General features: G+C 62.0%; 17 protein-coding genes. 11 read left to right on the top strand and 6 right to left on the bottom strand.

The genetic code is table 11. The annotated features are described in order from the left end of the window. The first annotated feature begins 42 nt into the window (after positions 1-42). On the top strand, positions 43-1074 hold the full coding sequence (locus QCL65_RS03385; protein ID WP_407314886.1) for a bile acid:sodium symporter family protein: 1032 nt from the start codon (positions 43-45) through the stop codon (positions 1072-1074). Here the strand turns inward: QCL65_RS03385 and QCL65_RS03380 are convergent. Continuing rightward, complete coding sequence (locus QCL65_RS03380) at positions 1061-2338, bottom strand: acetyl-CoA C-acetyltransferase (RefSeq protein ID WP_407314884.1); 1278 nt, start codon at positions 2336-2338, stop codon at positions 1061-1063. The two genes, QCL65_RS03385 and QCL65_RS03380, sit on opposite strands and share 14 nt — an antisense overlap. A gap of 95 nt (positions 2339-2433) precedes the next feature. Between QCL65_RS03380 and QCL65_RS03375 the strand changes: the two genes are divergently transcribed. The 9 genes from QCL65_RS03375 to QCL65_RS03335 all read left to right on the top strand — a co-directional run bounded on the left by QCL65_RS03375 (position 2434) and on the right by QCL65_RS03335 (position 9357). Beyond that, positions 2434-3786, top strand: coding sequence for a 3-oxoacyl-ACP reductase (locus QCL65_RS03375; RefSeq protein WP_407314882.1), 1353 nt, complete (start codon positions 2434-2436; stop codon positions 3784-3786). Position 3787: 1 nt separating this feature from the next. Further along, entirely contained in the window at positions 3788-4741 is a 954-nt protein-coding gene (locus tag QCL65_RS03370) for a MaoC/PaaZ C-terminal domain-containing protein (protein ID WP_407314880.1), read from the top strand. Then, positions 4698-5003: a MazG-like family protein gene (locus QCL65_RS03365; protein ID WP_407314878.1), complete on the top strand. Its 306-nt coding sequence runs from the start codon at positions 4698-4700 to the stop codon at positions 5001-5003. The genes QCL65_RS03370 and QCL65_RS03365 overlap by 44 nt, the downstream gene beginning before the upstream one ends. Continuing rightward, positions 5000-5749: a methyltransferase domain-containing protein gene (locus QCL65_RS03360; protein WP_407314876.1), complete on the top strand. Its 750-nt coding sequence runs from the start codon at positions 5000-5002 to the stop codon at positions 5747-5749. The genes QCL65_RS03365 and QCL65_RS03360 overlap by 4 nt, the downstream gene beginning before the upstream one ends. A gap of 27 nt (positions 5750-5776) precedes the next feature. Further along, positions 5777-6403, top strand: coding sequence for a DUF4136 domain-containing protein (locus QCL65_RS03355; RefSeq protein ID WP_407314874.1), 627 nt, complete (start codon positions 5777-5779; stop codon positions 6401-6403). A gap of 17 nt (positions 6404-6420) precedes the next feature. Continuing rightward, entirely contained in the window at positions 6421-6981 is a 561-nt protein-coding gene (locus QCL65_RS03350) for a DUF4136 domain-containing protein (protein ID WP_407314872.1), read from the top strand. 108 nt (positions 6982-7089) lie between these two features. Continuing rightward, positions 7090-7560 (top strand): prepilin peptidase, encoded by a 471-nt coding sequence (locus QCL65_RS03345; protein WP_407316657.1) that lies wholly within the window; start codon positions 7090-7092, stop codon positions 7558-7560. Between the two features lie 121 nt (positions 7561-7681). Then, positions 7682-7975, top strand: a complete 294-nt coding sequence (locus QCL65_RS03340) for a hypothetical protein (RefSeq protein ID WP_407314870.1) — start codon at positions 7682-7684, stop codon at positions 7973-7975. Between the two features lie 35 nt (positions 7976-8010). Next, on the top strand, positions 8011-9357 hold the full coding sequence (locus QCL65_RS03335; protein WP_407314869.1) for an MATE family efflux transporter: 1347 nt from the start codon (positions 8011-8013) through the stop codon (positions 9355-9357). Here QCL65_RS03335 and QCL65_RS03330 read toward each other — a convergent pair. The 5 genes from QCL65_RS03330 to QCL65_RS03310 form a co-directional block, all read right to left on the bottom strand. Then, complete coding sequence (locus QCL65_RS03330) at positions 9308-10156, bottom strand: alpha/beta hydrolase (RefSeq protein WP_407316655.1); 849 nt, start codon at positions 10154-10156, stop codon at positions 9308-9310. The genes QCL65_RS03335 and QCL65_RS03330 overlap by 50 nt on opposite strands. 43 nt (positions 10157-10199) lie before the next feature. Beyond that, positions 10200-12113 carry an arginine decarboxylase gene (gene speA / locus QCL65_RS03325; RefSeq protein ID WP_407314867.1) on the bottom strand — a complete coding sequence of 638 codons (1914 nt, stop codon included), beginning with the start codon at positions 12111-12113 and terminating at the stop codon, positions 10200-10202. A gap of 117 nt (positions 12114-12230) precedes the next feature. Continuing rightward, positions 12231-12602: a translation initiation factor Sui1 gene (locus tag QCL65_RS03320; protein WP_407314865.1), complete on the bottom strand. Its 372-nt coding sequence runs from the start codon at positions 12600-12602 to the stop codon at positions 12231-12233. Positions 12603-12683: 81 nt separating this feature from the next. Beyond that, on the bottom strand, positions 12684-13229 hold the full coding sequence (locus tag QCL65_RS03315) for an NUDIX hydrolase (protein WP_407314863.1): 546 nt from the start codon (positions 13227-13229) through the stop codon (positions 12684-12686). 2 nt (positions 13230-13231) lie between these two features. Then, positions 13232-14305 carry a DUF2333 family protein gene (locus tag QCL65_RS03310; RefSeq protein WP_407314861.1) on the bottom strand — a complete coding sequence of 358 codons (1074 nt, stop codon included), beginning with the start codon at positions 14303-14305 and terminating at the stop codon, positions 13232-13234. Positions 14306-14555: 250 nt separating this feature from the next. Between QCL65_RS03310 and QCL65_RS03305 the strand changes: the two genes are divergently transcribed. Then, on the top strand, positions 14556-16169 hold the full coding sequence (locus QCL65_RS03305; RefSeq protein WP_407314859.1) for a diguanylate cyclase: 1614 nt from the start codon (positions 14556-14558) through the stop codon (positions 16167-16169). The last annotated feature ends 115 nt before the right edge of the window (positions 16170-16284 follow it).

Raw genomic sequence — 16284 nt, 5'->3', positions numbered from 1 at the left:
AACCTTGCCCATCAATCACTGGGTTCGTTGGCAGGTCGCTCTATGCATGTATTCAAACACCTCAAACGCGTCGTTACCGACTGGTTTCTCATTGGCATGTGCCTGGCGGTGGTTCTCGCGTACCTGTTCCCGCGCTTCGGCGCCAGCGGCGGGGCCATGCACGCCAGCACCGTGACCAACGTCGGCGTGTTCGTGGTGTTCTTCCTGCACGGCATGAACCTTTCCAGCGAGCAGATCCGCAATGGGCTGAAAAACTGGAAGCTGCACCTTATGGTGCAGTGCACCACCTTCGTACTCTTTCCGCTGATCTGGCTGGGCTGCGACCGCCTGTTTGGCACTCAAGTGCCGGCCCTACTGATGCTGGGTTTCCTGTACCTGTGCGCACTGCCGTCCACCATCTCATCCTCAGTGGCCCTGACCGGCAGCGCCAAAGGCAACGTGCCGGCAGCGATCCTTAATGCCAGCTTGTCCAGCGTGTTGGGTATCTTTATCACACCCTGGCTGATCAGCCTGGAAATGGGCAGTGGCACTGGCGGGATCGACCTCAGCGATACCTTGCTCAATCTTTGCCTCATGCTCTTGCTGCCCCTGGTGCTGGGCCAACTGCTGCGGCCGCTGCTGGGCAAGTTCTTCGCCAAGCACAAACGCTACACCAACCTCATCGACAAATGGGTGATCCTGCTCCTGGTGTATTCCGCGTTCTGTAACTCGATGGTGTCTGGCTTGTGGCAGCAACAGGGCAGCAGCGTGTTGATCACCGCGTTTATCGGCAGTGCCGTGCTACTGGCGGTCATCTTGCTGTTCACCTCCAGCACCGCGCGGCTGCTCAAATTCGACCATGCCGACAAAGTCGCCGCGGTGTTTTGCGCCAGCAAAAAATCGCTGGCAGCCGGCGCGCCCATGGCGGCCCTGATCTTCGGCAGCAACCCGGGGCTGGGTCTGATCCTGCTGCCGATCATGATCTACCACCCGCTGCAACTGATCGTATGCTCGATCATGGCTGAAAGTTACGCCCACAGCCAAAAAGCCCCACCGGCCCCGGCGCCAACGGCCGCCCCGGTCAGCGCTCGATAATCGCCGTAACGCCCTGACCGCCTGCGGCGCAAATAGAAATCAGCCCACGGCCTTGCTCAGCGTGGGCGAGCAACTTGGCCAGATTAGCCAGAATGCGCCCGCCGGTCGCGGCAAAAGGATGGCCGGCGGCCAGTGAACTGCCTTTGACGTTCAGCCGTTGGCGGTCGATGGCCCCCAATGGCGCCGCCAACCCCAGGCGGGTCTGGCAATAGTCCGGGTCCTCCCAGGCTTTGAGGGTGCATAGTACTTGCGCAGCAAACGCTTCATGGATCTCGTAATAGTCAAAATCCTGCAGGGTCAGGCCGTTGCGCGCCAGCAAGCGCGGTACTGCGTAGGCGGGGGCCATCAGCAGCCCCTCATGGCCACCGACAAAATCGACAGCAGCACTTTCGCCATCACGCAGGTAAGCCAACACCGGCAACCCGCGCTCCCGAGCCCAGTCCTCCGAACCCAGCAGCACCACCGAGGCGCCGTCGGTCAGAGGCGTCGAGTTGCCCGCGGTCAACGTGCCCTGCCCGTTGCGCTCGAACGCCGGCTTTAAGCCCGCTAGCTTCTCCAGGGTCAGGTCGGCACGCAGGTTGTGATCACGGCTCAGGCCGAGAAAAGGCGTGACCAGGTCATCGTGCCAGCCCTCGGCATAGGCGGCGGCGAGGTGCTGGTGACTGAGCAGCGCCAGCTCATCCTGGGCTTGGCGGGGGATGTGCCAAGCCTGCGCCATGCGTTCGCAATGCTGGCCCATTGAAAGCCCCGTACGCGGTTCACCATTACGCGGCAGCTCAGGCACCAGGTGCTGGGGGCGCAGGCTCAGCAGGGCGATTAATTTGTCTGGCAGGCGTTTGGCCCGGTTGGCTTTTAAAAGCACCTGGCGCAAACCCTCGCTCACGGCAATGGGTGCATCGGAGGCGGTGTCGACGCCGCCGGCGATGCCGCACTCGATCTGCCCCAGGGCGATTTTATTGGCCACCAACAACGCGGTTTCCAGCCCCGTACCGCAGGCTTGTTGCACGTCGTAGGCCGGCGTTTGCGGCGATAGCCGCGAGCCCAATACACATTCGCGGGTCAGGTTGAAGTCTCGCGAATGCTTCAGCACGGCCCCCGCCGCCACCTCTCCCAAACGCAGGCCATGCAAATTGAAGCGCTCGATCAAGCCTTCAATGGCTGCAGTCAGCATGGCCTGGTTACTGGCGCGGGCGTACGGGCCGTTGGCCCGGGCGAAAGGGATGCGGTTGCCACCGATGATAGCCACGCGGCGCACTGAATTCATGGAACACTCCTGGCGGGGTACTGGCGTCAGTGGTCTGAACGACAACGCACTGAACAGGGTCCATTCTTTGAACCCTTTGCCGTGGAGCACGTTCCATGTCCGACCGATATATCGACTTCGTCAACTCTGACATTGGCCGCCGCCTGGTCGGCGCGGTGGGCCTACCCAGCCCGGCACGCCTGGAACGCTGGCAGCCCGGCCGGCTGCGCCCGGTCGAAGGCGCGCTGTTGTTGGGCGGCGGCGCGCTGGCCTCCACCGTAGCCGGGTTTGCCAACAAGCTCACCAGCGAGGTCTACGTTCAAGGCGTAAGCGAAAGCCCACTGCCAGCCTGGACGGCGGGCCTGGGGCCTAAACTGAAGGCGCTGGTTTTCGATGCGAGCGGCCTGGCGGACCCCGCTGAACTGAAGGCGCTACGTGAGTTTTTCCAGCCGTTAATGAAAAGCCTGGCCCGCAGTGCCCATATTGTCATCCTGGGGCGCGCACCGCAGACCCTGAGCGACCCGCAGGCGCATATCACCCAGCGCGCTCTGGAAGGTTTCAGCCGCTCCCTGGCCAAGGAATTACGCAACGGCGGCACGGCCCAGTTGCTGTATGTGGACCCCGCCGCAGAGGACCAGCTCGAAGGTGCGCTGCGCTTTTTCTTGTCACCCAAAAGCGCGTTTATATCGGGGCAAGTCTTGCACTTAGGGGCATGTGGCGATCAGGTTCAAGATTGGACGCGGCCACTGGCCGGACGTAAAGCGCTGGTGACGGGTGCAGCCCGCGGCATCGGCGCAGCCATTGCCGAGACTCTGGCCCGTGATGGCGCCGAATTGCTGCTAGTGGATGTCCCGCAGGCCGAAGGCGATCTGCACGCCCTGGCCGCGCGCCTGGGCGGTCGCGCCCTGGGCTTGGATATCTGCGCCACGGATGCCGCGCAACGCTTGATCGAAGCCCTACCCGAGGGCGTGGACATCGTGGTGCACAACGCGGGTATCACCCGCGACAAAACCCTGGCCAATATGACCCCAGAATATTGGGATGCGGTGCTGGCCGTGAACCTGCAAGCGCCGCAACAACTGACCCAGCGCTTGTTAGAGAGCGGCACCCTGGGCGACGCCGCCAGGGTGATACTGCTGTCGTCCACCAGCGGCCTGGCAGGTAACCGCGGGCAGGCCAACTACGCAGCCAGCAAAGCCGGGCTGGTGGGTTTGGCGCAAGCCTGGGCCGCGCGCCTGGCCGAACGCGGGGGCAGCATCAATGCGGTAGCGCCAGGTTTTATCGAGACCCATATGACGGCCAAGATGCCCTTTGCCCTACGCGAAGCCGGGCGTCGCCTGAGTTCGTTGGGCCAGGGTGGCCAGCCGCAAGACGTCGCCGAGGCCGTTGCCTGGTTGGCGCAACCGGGCAGCGGCGCGGTCAATGGCCAAGCCCTGCGGGTGTGTGGGCAAAGTTTCCTAGGAGCATGAGATGTCTGTAACTTGGCGAGACCTGGACGCGGCGCCGTCGCTACTCCCGCTGTACCAACGGGCCGCTCTCAAACGTAAGATCAGCGGTGACAGCCTGCCAACCCACGGGGTGCGCTGCACCCTCGAGGCCACGGCTCGCCAGCTGGCGGCGTATCGCCGCGTCTGCGGGTTCGACCCGCAAGGCGTCCTGCCCGCCACCTGGCCCCACGTTCTGGGCTTCGCCCTGCAACTGCAGTTGCTCACCGACTCGAAATTTCCCTTTCCCCTGTTGGGGCTGGTGCACCTAAGTAACCGCATCGATGTGCTGCGCCCCCTGGCCAGCCTCGGCCAGGTCCGCCTCAGCGTGCACGCCGAAGGGCTACAGGCGCACCCAAAAGGCGCCAGCTTCAACCTGGTCACCCGTATGGAAGATGCCTTGGGCCTACTTTGGGAAGAGCACAGCCGCATGCTGTGCCGAGGCGCGCAGATGGCCGGCGCGGCGGCCGTGGCGCAGCCCAGCGACATCGCCCCGGAGCCGCTCACCGAGGTCACTCGCTGGTACGCGCCGAAACACATTGGCCGGCGCTATGCGCGGGTCTCTGGCGACTACAACCCAATCCACCTAAGCGCCCCTACCGCCAAGCTGTTTGGCTTCCCCCAGGCCATCGCCCATGGCATGTGGACCGAGGCGCGTGCTTTGGCTGCCCTGGCCGCGCGTGTGCCAAGCGCCGGGTACCAGCTTGAGGTGCAGTTTCATAAACCATTGCGCTTGCCCAGCGAAGTCATTTTGCGTGCCAGCGCTGCGGGGCCCAATGGACAGTTGGAGGTTAGGGGGCTAGGTGAAGAGCTGCACATGAGCGGGCAATGGCGTACAAATCCTATTGCACCGAGGGCCCATCCGCCTGAAGCTATGCAGCCTCAGGAGATGCCCGATGAACCTCGAAGAATTGACCCAGCGCCTGCACCGAATCCGTGACAACAATGCCTGGCAGGGTTTCCATAGCCCGAAAAACCTTGCCATGGCCGCCAGCGTAGAAATGGCCGAACTGGTGGAAATCTTCCAGTGGCTCAGCGAGGACCAGTCGCGGCAATTATCGGCCGAGCAGTTGCAGCATGCCGGCGAAGAAGTCGGTGATGTGGTGCTCTACCTGCTACTGCTGTGCAGCGAGCTAGGGCTGGACATGGACCAGGTGGTGCGCAGCAAGCTGGCCCATAGTGAAACCCGGTTCGCACGATGAACGACCGCCATTTCGATGAACTCGCGACACGTTTCGCCGAAAAAATTTACGGTGGTGCCAAAGGCGCGATTCGCCTGGCCGTACTCCAGGCAGACTTGGCCGAGGTGTTGCCCGAGCGCCCGTTGCGCATTCTCGATGTAGGCGCCGGGCTAGGCCATATGGCACTGTGGCTGGCCGAACGCGGCCACCAACTGACCCTCGCCGAACCGGCCGAGCCGATGCTTGAAGGTGCCCGCGCCCGCTTCGCCGAGGCTGGCCTGCACGCCACCTTTATCCAAGCCCCGTGGCAGGCGCTGGCCCAGCAGCTCGACGAACCTTACGACTTGGTCGTGTGCCACGCGGTGTTGGAATGGCTGGCCGAGCCGGCGAGCCTATTGCCCGTGCTGCATCGACTCACCGCTAAAGACGGTTGGTTGTCGCTGGCCTTCTATAACCGCGATGCACTGGTTTACCGCAACTTGCTCAAGGGCCATTTCCGCAAACTGCGCTCCAACGAATTGGCCGGGGAGAAACAGAGCCTGACCCCGCAAACACCCCTGGACCCTAGGGAGTTGGCCGCGCAACTTGAGGCGCAATGGCAGGTCGAATCCAAGAGTGGCGTGCGAGTGTTTCACGACTACATGCCCCGTGAATTCCAGGCAAAGGTCGACCTGGCGCAGCTGTTGGAAATGGAGCTAGCCCATCGTCGTCACCCGGCTTACGTGGGCCTCGGCCGCTACCTGCATTGGTTATGTCGGCCCCTGTGATCGTGCTGCCTGTCGTGGAGGTAAAAGATGCGCCGCGCCCTAGTTGTCTGCCTGCTGTGCTTGGCCATAGCCGGTTGTGAAAGCCCTAACCCTTATAAGGCAAGCTCCAACCCCCTGCCGCCTGCGCCTGCCGCGGCGGCCGGCACCTTCGATGCCAGCGCCTACCCGGCAGCCCCACGCGACTATGGCCGCTACCGCAGTTGGGCTTGGCTGGGCGGGCAACTGCCGGCCGGTAGCGCGGCGGTGGATTCGGCGCAAATCGCTGAGATAGTCGGCAACGCTCTCGACCAGCGCGGCCTACGCCCCGCCCGCAACGGCGCGCCAGACTTGTGGGTGAAAAGCGAGCTTCGTTTGGAGAAACGCTTGCGCCAAGTGCGTGAAGACGTTCCCTACGGCGGGGGTTATGGCCCCGGCTACGGGCGCTATGGCGCAGGCTATGGTGGCGGCTACGGCGGGGGCTATGCCAGCTATCCGGTGGTGCGCTCCTACGAAGTGCAAGTGGCAGTGGTGCACATCAGCCTGTTCGAGGCAGGCAACGGGCAGCCGGTGTGGAGTGCCAGCGCCGAAACGACCACCCAGGGCAGCCTTAGCCAACAGAATGATGCCCTGCGCAGCGCGGTCGAGAAAGCCCTCGCCGCCTACCCCCCTCAATGAGTGCCTGGAGAACTGCCATGTTGCGCCACCTCACGGTCATTGCCCTGACCTTACTGATTGCCGCCTGCCAGGCGCGTCAGGCCAGCCTAGACTTCGATAACTCGCGGGACTTCGCCGCTTACCGCAACTGGGCCTGGGCGGAACCCGCCCTGCAGTACCAACCCGATGACCTACGGCTACGCAGCGACCTGACCGAGCAACGGGTGCGCCAGGCCATCAGCGAGCAACTCGACCAACGCGGCTTGCGCCCTGCGGCCCCGGGGGCTCGGGCAGACCTACAGGTCAGGGCCTACCTGATCGTCGAGACCCGCCAGCAACAAGTCACCACCCAATACAGCCCAGGCTTTGGCAACTACTGGGGCGGCTACTGGGGCAGCCCTATAGTCAATGAAAGCCGCAACGTCGATTACCGGGTCGCCACCTTGCAAGTCGACCTGCTCGATGGCAAAGACGGCAAGCTGGTGTGGCGCAGCAGCGTAGAACGAATAGTGGACGACAACCCCGGCTCCCCAGGCGAGCGCAACGCGCAGATTCAGGGCTCGGTGGCCAGGATCATGGCCAACTACCCCCCGCGCTGACACGCATTTTTTTCAAACGGGCCAGGCACTGCGCCTGATCGCGTCTAATCTGAAGAGAGGGATCGAACAGAGCGCCACTTAACGCTAAATAAGGATATTTTCAGCGTGATGCCAAGCGTCGTATTACTGGTCTGGTTTACCTTGTGCGCCGAGCAAGCCATCCGCCTGCGCCATATCGCTAATGAGCTGACGCTAGGGGCCGCCGGGGTTGCCCTTCTGTACCTGTTCAGCAGTGGCCATACGTGGTTGGGCGCCGGCGTGGCTGAAGCGGGTTGGGCTCTGGTGGTGTGCATGCTGCTCACCGCACCCGGCTATCATTCGGGCCGGTTGGGGCCGGCCGAGGTCAAGCTGCTGGGTGCACTGGCCTTAGCCACCGACCGTTGGCACCTGATGGGTACGTTCATTGGCGCGGTACTCTGTATGGCACTATGGGCCTGTTTCGGGGGGTGGGCCTGGGCTTTTTTCAACAAACGCTGGCGGGCGTTGCTGGCCGGCCTCAATCCTCACCTCGAAGATCCTCTACCGTTCGTGCCGTTCCTACTGATGGGTTTCGCCGCCACCCTAATCTGGCTTGACTAAGCGCGTGCCACAGTATTTTGCCAAGCGGGCTCCATAAAGCTTTATGCTCCCGGCCACGGAACTCCCCCAGGCAGCCCGTGGCCAAAGGCTGCAACCCCCGCGAACCGATCAGGAAACAGACATGCAGGTAGAAAGCTTTTTCGAATGGTTGGGCCAGGCCCTGGGCGCAATCATTCGTTTTGTCGTGGATGGCCTAGGCTGGCTGTTCAGCGGTATCGCCAATGCCGGTGGCAACTTCGTCGAAGGCATGTCGCGTACCCTTGGCATGGACACTTCTTTGATCAGCATCCTCGCCCTAGTGGTCGGTTTGTTGTTGCTGTACTCAGCGATCCGCGCGTTTATGCGCGCCTCTATCGTGATGGGCGTCATCTGGCTGTTACTGGGGCTATGGCTGCTGAGCTGGATCATTCACTGATAATGCCTAAAATGCGTCTCCCCCAAGGAGCCCGCATGTCTACCCTGCTGTCCGACTGGCAACACCGCCCTACCCACCGCAGGGTTTGGGCGCTGGCCGCCCCCATGATCTTATCCAACGTGTCGGTCCCCCTAGTGGCCTTGGTGGACAGCGCCGTGGTGGGCCACCTGCCCCATGCTCACCAGTTGGGCGCAGTGGCCGTAGGCTCTACACTCTACGTGCTGCTGATTTCAATCATGAGTTTTCTTCGCATGGGCTCTACAGGGTTTGCCGCCCAGGCCGCAGGGCGGCGCGATGGCGCCCAGTTGCGTCAGGTGCTCGCCCAAGGGCTGATCCTGGCGCTGCTGTTCGGCCTGCTGCTAGCTGCGCTGGCGCTGCCCTTCAGCCACTTGGCCCTCAGCCTGATGGCGCCCTCCGCAGCCCTCGAACAGACAACTCATGACTTTTTCCAGACCCGACTGTTCGGCCTGCCCGCGGCCCTGGCCAGCTTCGCATTGGTCGGCTGGTTTCTAGGCACCCAAAATGCCCGCACGCCGCTGCTGATCCTGCTGACCACCAACCTCATCAACATTGCGCTAAACCTCTGGTTTGTCCTGGGTCTGGACTGGGGCGTGATCGGCTCCGCCCGCGCGTCGGTGCTTGCCGAGTGGACCGGCGCCCTACTCGGCCTGGCCTTGGCCCGCCCTGCACTGCGGGCCTTCCCAGGACAGCTGGCGTGGCGGGCACTCAAGCACTGGCGCAGTTGGCGGCCGATGCTGGCCGTTAACCGCGATATCTTCATCCGCAGCCTGTGCCTGCAAGCCGTGTTCTTTTTGATTACCGTGCAAGGCGCACGGCTGGGCGATGCGACCGTGGCCGCGAATGCCTTGCTGCTCAACGGCTTGCTGCTGACGTCCTACGCCTTGGATGGCCTGGCCCATGCTGTGGAGGCCCTGTGCGGCCACGCCATCGGCGCGCGTAATGGGCCAGCCTTGCGCCGCTCGATGAGCGTAGCCGGTTTCTGGTCGCTGTTGGTCAGCCTGCTATTCGCCGCCGCGTTCGCCCTCGGTGGGTCGCTGTTCATCGAGTTGCAGACCAATATTCCAGAAGTGCGCGCCACCGCGCTCGCCTACCTGCCGTACCTCACCGTGCTGCCGCTCATTGCGGTGTGGAGCTACTTGCTCGATGGCCTGTTCATCGGTGCCACCCGCGCGCTGGAGATGCGCAATGGCATGTTGCTCAGCTTGCTCCTGAGCCTACCACTGGCGGCGCTGAGCAGCCCGTGGGGCAACCACGGGCTGTGGGTGACGTTCTTGCTGTTCATGGCACTGCGCGGCGGCGTGATGGCATGGATTACTTGGCGCCTGCACCGCCAGGGTCAATGGCTGGGGCCTGCAGAATAAACGCCTCGACCCTATCCATGACCGGCGCCAACCAGCCCAGCGCCGGTGCCAAGGTGGCAATCAAGGTCACGTGATTGACCCACCCGTAGTACTGCTCCTCGACCGGCACCCCGGCCGCGCGCAATTGGCGCGCCAGCCCCGCCGTGTTGCGCTGCGGGTTGACCACCGAATCGTTGTTAGCAGCGATCAACAACGCTGGGGCCGAACCGGCCAGCGGCTGGTTGATGGGCTGCGATTGAGGGGGCGAAGCGGGGAAGAAGAACACCGGTTTGACGTTCGCCTCCTCGATCGGCAGGAAATCATACGGCCCCGCCAGACCGATCCAGCCGCGCACGATCTGCCGCGACAACCCCTGGGCCGCCAGGCGTTGCGGCTGTAACGCCACCATTGCCGCGTTATAGGCGCCCGCACTGTGCCCCATGAGAAACAAGCGGCGGTTATCGCCGCCGTATTCGCCAATGTGCCGATACACCCAAGCCGTTGCCTGAGCGCTGTCATCGATAAATGCCGGGTATCGCACTTGCGGATACAGGCGGTAGTCGGCAACCACCGCTAGCATGCCGCGCCGTGCCAGCGCGCGGCCGACGAACCGGTAGTCGGCGCGGTCCCCCCTGTTCCAACTACCGCCGTAGAAAAACACCACCACGGGGGTGTCCGGCAAAGGTTTGTCGGGGCGGTAGATGTCCAGGCGCTGGCGCGGGTCCTTGCCGTAGGCCAAGCCCTCGGTGCGGCTATAGCCGCTCGAGGTGGTCAGGCCATCCAAGACGCCCAGGCCGGAGCATCCCGCCAGCAACGCCATCAGGACGGCCACAACGGCAAGGCCGCGCACCCTGCCCACGGCCTTAGGAGGACAGGTATGAGGAACGGGTCAGGCCCAGGCGCAGCGCATCGAGAAACTGGGTGCGCTCGCGAGGGGTAATGCGCGCACTGGCGCACTTGTCGCGATAGTGGGTCATCAATTCTTCGGGCGACAGGTGCACGTAGCGCAGCATGTCTTCAATGGTGTCATGGGTTTCGATGCCCGCACTGAACACGCTGCCATCTTCGCGCTGGTAGATATTCACTGAGTCAGTGTCACCGAACAGGTTATGCATATCGCCGAGGATCTCCTGGTAGGCGCCGACCAGGAAGATACCCAAGAGGTAGTCTTCCCCCTCGTTCACCGCGTGCACCGGCAAGCTGGTCTCGATGCTTTGCTCATCGACGTACTGCTTGATCTTGCCGTCTGAGTCGCAGGTCAGGTCTTGCAGCACGGCGCGGCGCAAAGGCTCTTCGTCGAGGCGGTGCAGCGGCAGGATCGGCAGGACCTGGCCGATGGCCCAGGTGTCAGGCAGGCTCTGGAACACCGAGAAGTTGCAGATATATTTGTCGGCCAGCTTGTCGTTGAGCTCGTCGAGCACCTGGCGATGCGAACGCTGGCGCGCCTTGAGCGAGTTATGCAGGCGCCGGCACACAGCGAAGTAGCACTGTTCGGCCAAGGCTTTCTGCGCCAGGGTCACTTTACCGTCGGCGTACTGGGCGGCGATGTCACTGATGTAATGGGTCGCGCGCCAATAGTTTTCGGTGACCATCTCAATGTCGGTCGGGCCCAGCAGGTCGACCAGCCATTGCAAGGTTTCGGGCAGGCTGGCCTTGTCAGTGATTTCGGGCACTTCGTCGTTGTGCCGCTCGACATCCGTCACTTGCACGACCAGCATCGCGTGGTGCGCCGTCAAGGAGCGGCCGCTCTCGGAGAAAATATGCGGATGGGGCATGCCCTGAGCATCGCAGAACTCTTTGAGCATCCCGACGACAACACCTGCGTAGTCGTCCATGTCGTAGTTGATCGAGCTGGCGTTGCGCGAATGGGTGCCGTCGTAATCGACACCCAGGCCGCCGCCGACGTCGATATGGTCGACCGGCAGGCCAAGCGCGCGCAGCTCGCCGTAGTAACGGATCGCTTCCTTGAAGCCATGCTGGTAGTCGGCCAAATTGGCGATCTGCGAGCCCATGTGAAAGTGCAGCAGGCGAATGCCCTGGTCCAACTCAGCCTGGCGGAAGCGCTCGACCACGGAAATCAACTGCGCCGCCGACAATCCGAACTTGGACTTCTCGCCACCGGTGTCGGCCCACTTGCTGGAGGCCAGCGAAGACAAGCGCACACGCAGCCCGATTTGCGGCTTGACTTTGAGTTCGGCGGCTTCTTCGATCACCAGCGCCACTTCCGACTCTTTTTCGATAACGATAAAGACGTTGTGCCCCAGTTTCTGGCCAATCAGCGCCAGGCGAATGAACTCACGGTCCTTATAACCATTGCAGACAATGGTCCCGCCCTTCGGCGCCAGGGCCAGGACAGCCAGCAGCTCAGGCTTGGAGCCCGCTTCCAGGCCGATGGAGACGTCCTGGGTAGCAATGATGTTTTCCACCACGGCTTCTTGCTGGTTGACCTTGATCGGGTACAGCGCGGTGTACTGGTTCTGGTAGTCCAGGCGGGCGATGTTGGCGTCGAACGCGCCGGTCAACTGCCGGACGCGGTCTTGCAGAATGTCAGGGAAGCGCACCAACAGCGGCAACGACAAGCCACTTTTACGCAGCTCGTCTACCTGTTCGTAGAGATCGATGGGCGAACTGTCCGGCCCGTTGGGGCGTACTTCGACACGCCCGGCTTCGTTGATCGCGAAGTAACCGGCGCCCCAATGGCGTATTCCATAAACACTGCGGCTGTCGGCCACGGTCCATTGGCTGCCATCGTCTTTGCGTGTGCGTCGTACGGACATCAGGGTCCCCTGTAAAAATAGTCGAGTGTCACGGCCCACCATAGGCTGGGGGCAGTGTAAGAAGTGAAGATGACGATTTGCACCCCTGCAACCTAGACCGTGCGCGGGGTGGCAAGTTTAGCCGCCGGACTTTTTCGCCTTGAAGCCCTGCTTGATCAATTCGGCGAGCAGTAGCTCGACGTGGTCGCCCTGGATCTCAATGACGCCGTCTTTCAGCGCGCCGCCCGTGCCGCAACGGCGCTTGAGGGTGGTAGCCAGCTCTTTAAGTGCATCACCGGGCAGCGCTATGCCACTGATGGTGGTCACGGTCTTGCCGCCCCGGCCTTTGCTCTCCCGCCGTACCCGGGCGATACCATCGCCCTCGGGGATCGCGCTTTGTTTGCAGACGCAAGCGTCTACCGGCTGACGGCATTCAGGGCAATGACGCCCAGCGTCAGTGGAAAACACCAAACCGCCCAAGGCGGCGAAGGATGCGGCTTTTTTGGCCACCGGCGACCCTCTCCAGAGGATGAATAGGCCGCGCAGTTTAACGGCAAAGCGTTGGCATGCTAAGGCCTTTGCAGCGCATTTTCATGGGTTAAGCGGCTCTTGGGCCAAATAGCGCTTGAGTGCCGCCAGTGAGTCAGGGCAATAGGGCAGGTTTTGACTCTCAGCCAAGGCCTGATCGAGTGAGATAAACCGGGCCTGCTGGACTTCCTCAGGTTGCACGTTCAACGGGCCGTCCCAAATCGCAGAAAACACCGCGCACCAAATGCGATTGCCGGGCTGGTCAAACAGGAAGCGCTCGTGGGCGGTAAGCACCACGTCGACCACCCCCAGCTCTTCGGCCAACTCCCGCGCAGCCGACTCGGCGTAGCCTTCTTCGGCCTGGACCATACCGCCCGCGGCAACGTCCCAATAGCCTGGGTAGATCGCTTTGCTCTGGGTGCGCTGGTGCACACAGAGTTCGCCAGCGCTGTTGAACAATAAAATGTAGGTGCCGCGACCTATCAGGCCTGCCTCGCGCAATTGCGCTCGCGGCAGGCTGCCCAAGAGCCGGTCGCGCTCATCGACCCAGGCGATCAGCTCGGCATCCGAGGCCGCGCGGTGCGCGGCTTCGTTGAGGGAAATAGCCACCCTTAGCCTTGCGAGAGCAATTGACGCAGGTCGATCACTGCGGCGTTGGCCCGTGAAATATAGTTGGCCATGACCAGCGAGTGGTTAGCCCACACGCCAAAACCGCTGCCGTTGAGCACCATCGGGCTCCACAGCGGCTCCTGCGAGGCCTCTAGCTCACGGATGATCTGCCGCACGCTCACGGTCGCGTTTTTCTTCGCCAGTACGTCCGCGAAGTCCACCTCGATGGCACGCAACAGATGCGACAACGCCCATGCTTGGCCGCGCGCTTCGTAAAAAACGTTATCGATCTGCATCCATGGGGTTTCGACGATTTCTTCGTCCACCTGCGGAGCCTGACCGGCGACCACGGTCTCGGTCTTCAATGTGCTATTGAGCTTTACCCGGCCAACACTAGCCGACAGCCGCTGAGACAACGAACCAAGGCGCGTACCCACGTCCCCGAGCCAGTTATTCAGGTTATCGGCACGGGTGTAAAACAGGGCGCCCGTCTGATTAGGGTCAGACAAACGGGTCTGGTAGCGGCTCAGGGAATTGATGGCTTCCTGAAATTCCGATTCGCTGGACGGTAACACCCAGCTACGGTTATCAAAGTTAAAGCGAGGTTCAGCCTTGGCCAAGTCGCCATCTTCGGTGGACTGTGACTGCGAACGGGCAAAATCTTTACGTAGGGCACGGCTCATGTCGCGCACTTGCACCAACACGCCGTATTCCCAGCTCGGCATATTGTCCATCCACAGGCCCGGCGGAAAACGGTCGTTGGAAATATACCCACCTGGCTTGTTGAGCATGGTACTGGCAACGGTCTTGAGGGTTTCTACAGTGGTGTAGCCTATGACCATCTTGCGGCCTTCCTTTTCAGCCGCCGCCTGGGCGTTCTGCTGAACGGGAAACAGGTCCGGCTCTTCACTCCAATACCAGCCCAAGGCAACAGTGACCAGCAGATAGACCACCACCAGGGTGATCAGCGCCTTGCTGAACAGCAAACCGCCCAAGTAACCACGAGTCGCCGTGCCCTTGGGCGCGGCGCGCTCACCTGCGTCGCCTTTACCCGCGCGGTTCTTCCAGTCAAGCATGGCTAAGTCCTTTCGATCACTGAGTTCAAGGGTTCAGACCGCAATGCCAAGGCATCGTGCCGACGATCTGAGCAATCATCGCCGCGCCGCCAGGCCGAGGTCGCTGATTGCACTATAAAGGAAGGTCGGGTTTTCACCTAAGCCGCGCCACTTGAACAATATTTAACCATCGGGGCAGGCTTCCTTAGGAAACAGTGATATCATGCGGCCATCATTCACCACCACTTCACTCATTGCAGATTCTTCGGACATGCCCGAGCCACACGACTCCAGCCGCGAACAGCTCAAGCAGCATTTCGCCCAGCGCGTTATTCACCAGGCCCATCATATTCTGGAGATCTGGCAGCGCTTACAGCACCGCGAATGGGCAGCCCAAGACCTGGCTGAGCTCAACGATGCCAATGTGCGCCTGCAGCGGTTCGCCGAGCGCTTCGAGCAAGTGGAGCATGTGGGGTTATCGCGCAGCATTGCTGAAGCCTTGCTCACCATTGAAATCAACAGCGGGCGGCTCAATAGCCACTCGATCAACGAACTCAACCGCTTGATGCACCGCCTGTCACGCACTGGCCTGCGCCAGGGTGAACCTCTGAGCCCCACCTCGCTGTCGACACTGCGCAAGCCGGTTTACATCATGTTGCAAGATTTCGAGCGCGCCGATCGGTTGGCCCGGCAGTTGGAGTTTTTCGGCCTCTGCGCGCTACCCTTGCGCTCGGCCAGGGCGTTTAACCAGGCCATGGCCGAGCGCCACCCGGCGGCGATCGTGATCGATGTCGACTTCAGCGCGCCCGGGGCTGGATTGGTCTTGGCGGCCCAGGCACAAGAAGGCCTGGAGCAGAAACTACCACTGCTGTTCTTCAGTTTGCTCGAGAGCGATACCCCCACACGCCTGGCTGCCGTGCGCGCGGGCGGCAGGGAATTTCTCACCGGCACCCTGGAAGCTTCCAGCCTGCTGGAAAAGATCGAGGTGCTGACCAGCGCCGCCCAATACGAACCCTACAAAGTGCTGGTCATCGATGACTCACGCGCCCAGGCCATGTTCACCGAGCGCCTGCTCAACAGCGCTGGGATAGTGACCCGCACGCTCACCGATCCGATCCAGGCCATGGGTGAACTGGCTGACTTCCAGCCAGACCTAATCGTCCTCGATATGTACATGCCTGGCTGCACCGGCCCGGAACTGGCCAAGGTCATTCGCCATAACGACCGCTACGTCAGCGTACCCATCATCTACCTATCGGCCGAAGGCGACCTGGACAAGCAACTGGATGCCATGAGCGAAGGTGGCGACGACTTTCTAACCAAACCGATCCGCTCCCGTCACCTGATCACCACTGTGCGCAACCGTGCAGCCCGCGCACGCCACCTCAAATCACGCATGGTGCGCGACAGCCTGACCGGGCTCTACAACCACACCCACATCTTGCAGCTACTGGAAGACTGCAGCTTTCGCGCCCGCCGCGAGAGCAAGCCGTTGTGCTTTGCCATGCTCGACATCGACCATTTCAAGCGAGTCAATGATACCCATGGCCACCCAATGGGTGATCGGGTCATCAAAAGCCTGGCCCTGTTTCTCAAGCAGCGGCTGCGCAAAACCGACTTTATCGGGCGCTACGGCGGTGAAGAATTTGCCATTGTAATGCCCGATACCCACCTCAACGCGGCTGTGGCTGTACTTGATGAGATACGCCAGCGGTTCGCTGAAATCCACTACCCGGCGCAACCTCACGACCTGTTTTGCACGTTCAGCGCCGGCGTGGTGCAACTGCATGAAGGCAATGATGGTCTGAGCATGGCCACCTACGCCGATGAAGCGCTTTACCGAGCCAAACGCGCTGGGCGCAACCAGGTGTTGAGCGGCGAGTAGTACTTGCCCCGTGAGCCAGCGCGTGTGCCTGACGGGCCGGTTCACCTAAGGTAACAGTCCTCGCCAGCAGCGATAGGATAGGCTGGGCTAAGATTCTGCCTTCCTATTAAATGTC

It is taken from the genome of Pseudomonas sp. nanlin1 (assembly GCF_045571515.1).
Lineage (GTDB): Bacteria > Pseudomonadota > Gammaproteobacteria > Pseudomonadales > Pseudomonadaceae > Aquipseudomonas.
Note: the sequence above shows the minus strand (reverse complement) of the source record. Positions and strands in the feature narration are given on the sequence as shown.

Excerpts from the sequence above, each read along its gene's own strand:
- QCL65_RS03330 (WP_407316655.1), bottom strand. The coding sequence starts at position 10,156 with ATGGCGTTGCTGGCGGGATGCTCCGGCCTGGGCGTCTTGGATGGCCTG.
- QCL65_RS03345 (WP_407316657.1), top strand. The coding sequence starts at position 7,090 with ATGCCAAGCGTCGTATTACTGGTCTGGTTTACCTTGTGCGCCGAGCAA.
- speA (WP_407314867.1), bottom strand. The coding sequence starts at position 12,113 with ATGTCCGTACGACGCACACGCAAAGACGATGGCAGCCAATGGACCGTG.
- QCL65_RS03335 (WP_407314869.1), top strand. The coding sequence starts at position 8,011 with ATGTCTACCCTGCTGTCCGACTGGCAACACCGCCCTACCCACCGCAGG.
- QCL65_RS03310 (WP_407314861.1), bottom strand. The coding sequence starts at position 14,305 with ATGCTTGACTGGAAGAACCGCGCGGGTAAAGGCGACGCAGGTGAGCGC.
- QCL65_RS03340 (WP_407314870.1), top strand. The coding sequence starts at position 7,682 with ATGCAGGTAGAAAGCTTTTTCGAATGGTTGGGCCAGGCCCTGGGCGCA.
- QCL65_RS03375 (WP_407314882.1), top strand. The coding sequence starts at position 2,434 with ATGTCCGACCGATATATCGACTTCGTCAACTCTGACATTGGCCGCCGC.
- QCL65_RS03380 (WP_407314884.1), bottom strand. The coding sequence starts at position 2,338 with ATGAATTCAGTGCGCCGCGTGGCTATCATCGGTGGCAACCGCATCCCT.
- QCL65_RS03350 (WP_407314872.1), top strand. The coding sequence starts at position 6,421 with ATGTTGCGCCACCTCACGGTCATTGCCCTGACCTTACTGATTGCCGCC.
- QCL65_RS03365 (WP_407314878.1), top strand. The coding sequence starts at position 4,698 with ATGAACCTCGAAGAATTGACCCAGCGCCTGCACCGAATCCGTGACAAC.
- QCL65_RS03385 (WP_407314886.1), top strand. The coding sequence starts at position 43 with ATGCATGTATTCAAACACCTCAAACGCGTCGTTACCGACTGGTTTCTC.
- QCL65_RS03360 (WP_407314876.1), top strand. The coding sequence starts at position 5,000 with ATGAACGACCGCCATTTCGATGAACTCGCGACACGTTTCGCCGAAAAA.
- QCL65_RS03305 (WP_407314859.1), top strand. The coding sequence starts at position 14,556 with ATGCCCGAGCCACACGACTCCAGCCGCGAACAGCTCAAGCAGCATTTC.
- QCL65_RS03370 (WP_407314880.1), top strand. The coding sequence starts at position 3,788 with ATGTCTGTAACTTGGCGAGACCTGGACGCGGCGCCGTCGCTACTCCCG.
- QCL65_RS03355 (WP_407314874.1), top strand. The coding sequence starts at position 5,777 with ATGCGCCGCGCCCTAGTTGTCTGCCTGCTGTGCTTGGCCATAGCCGGT.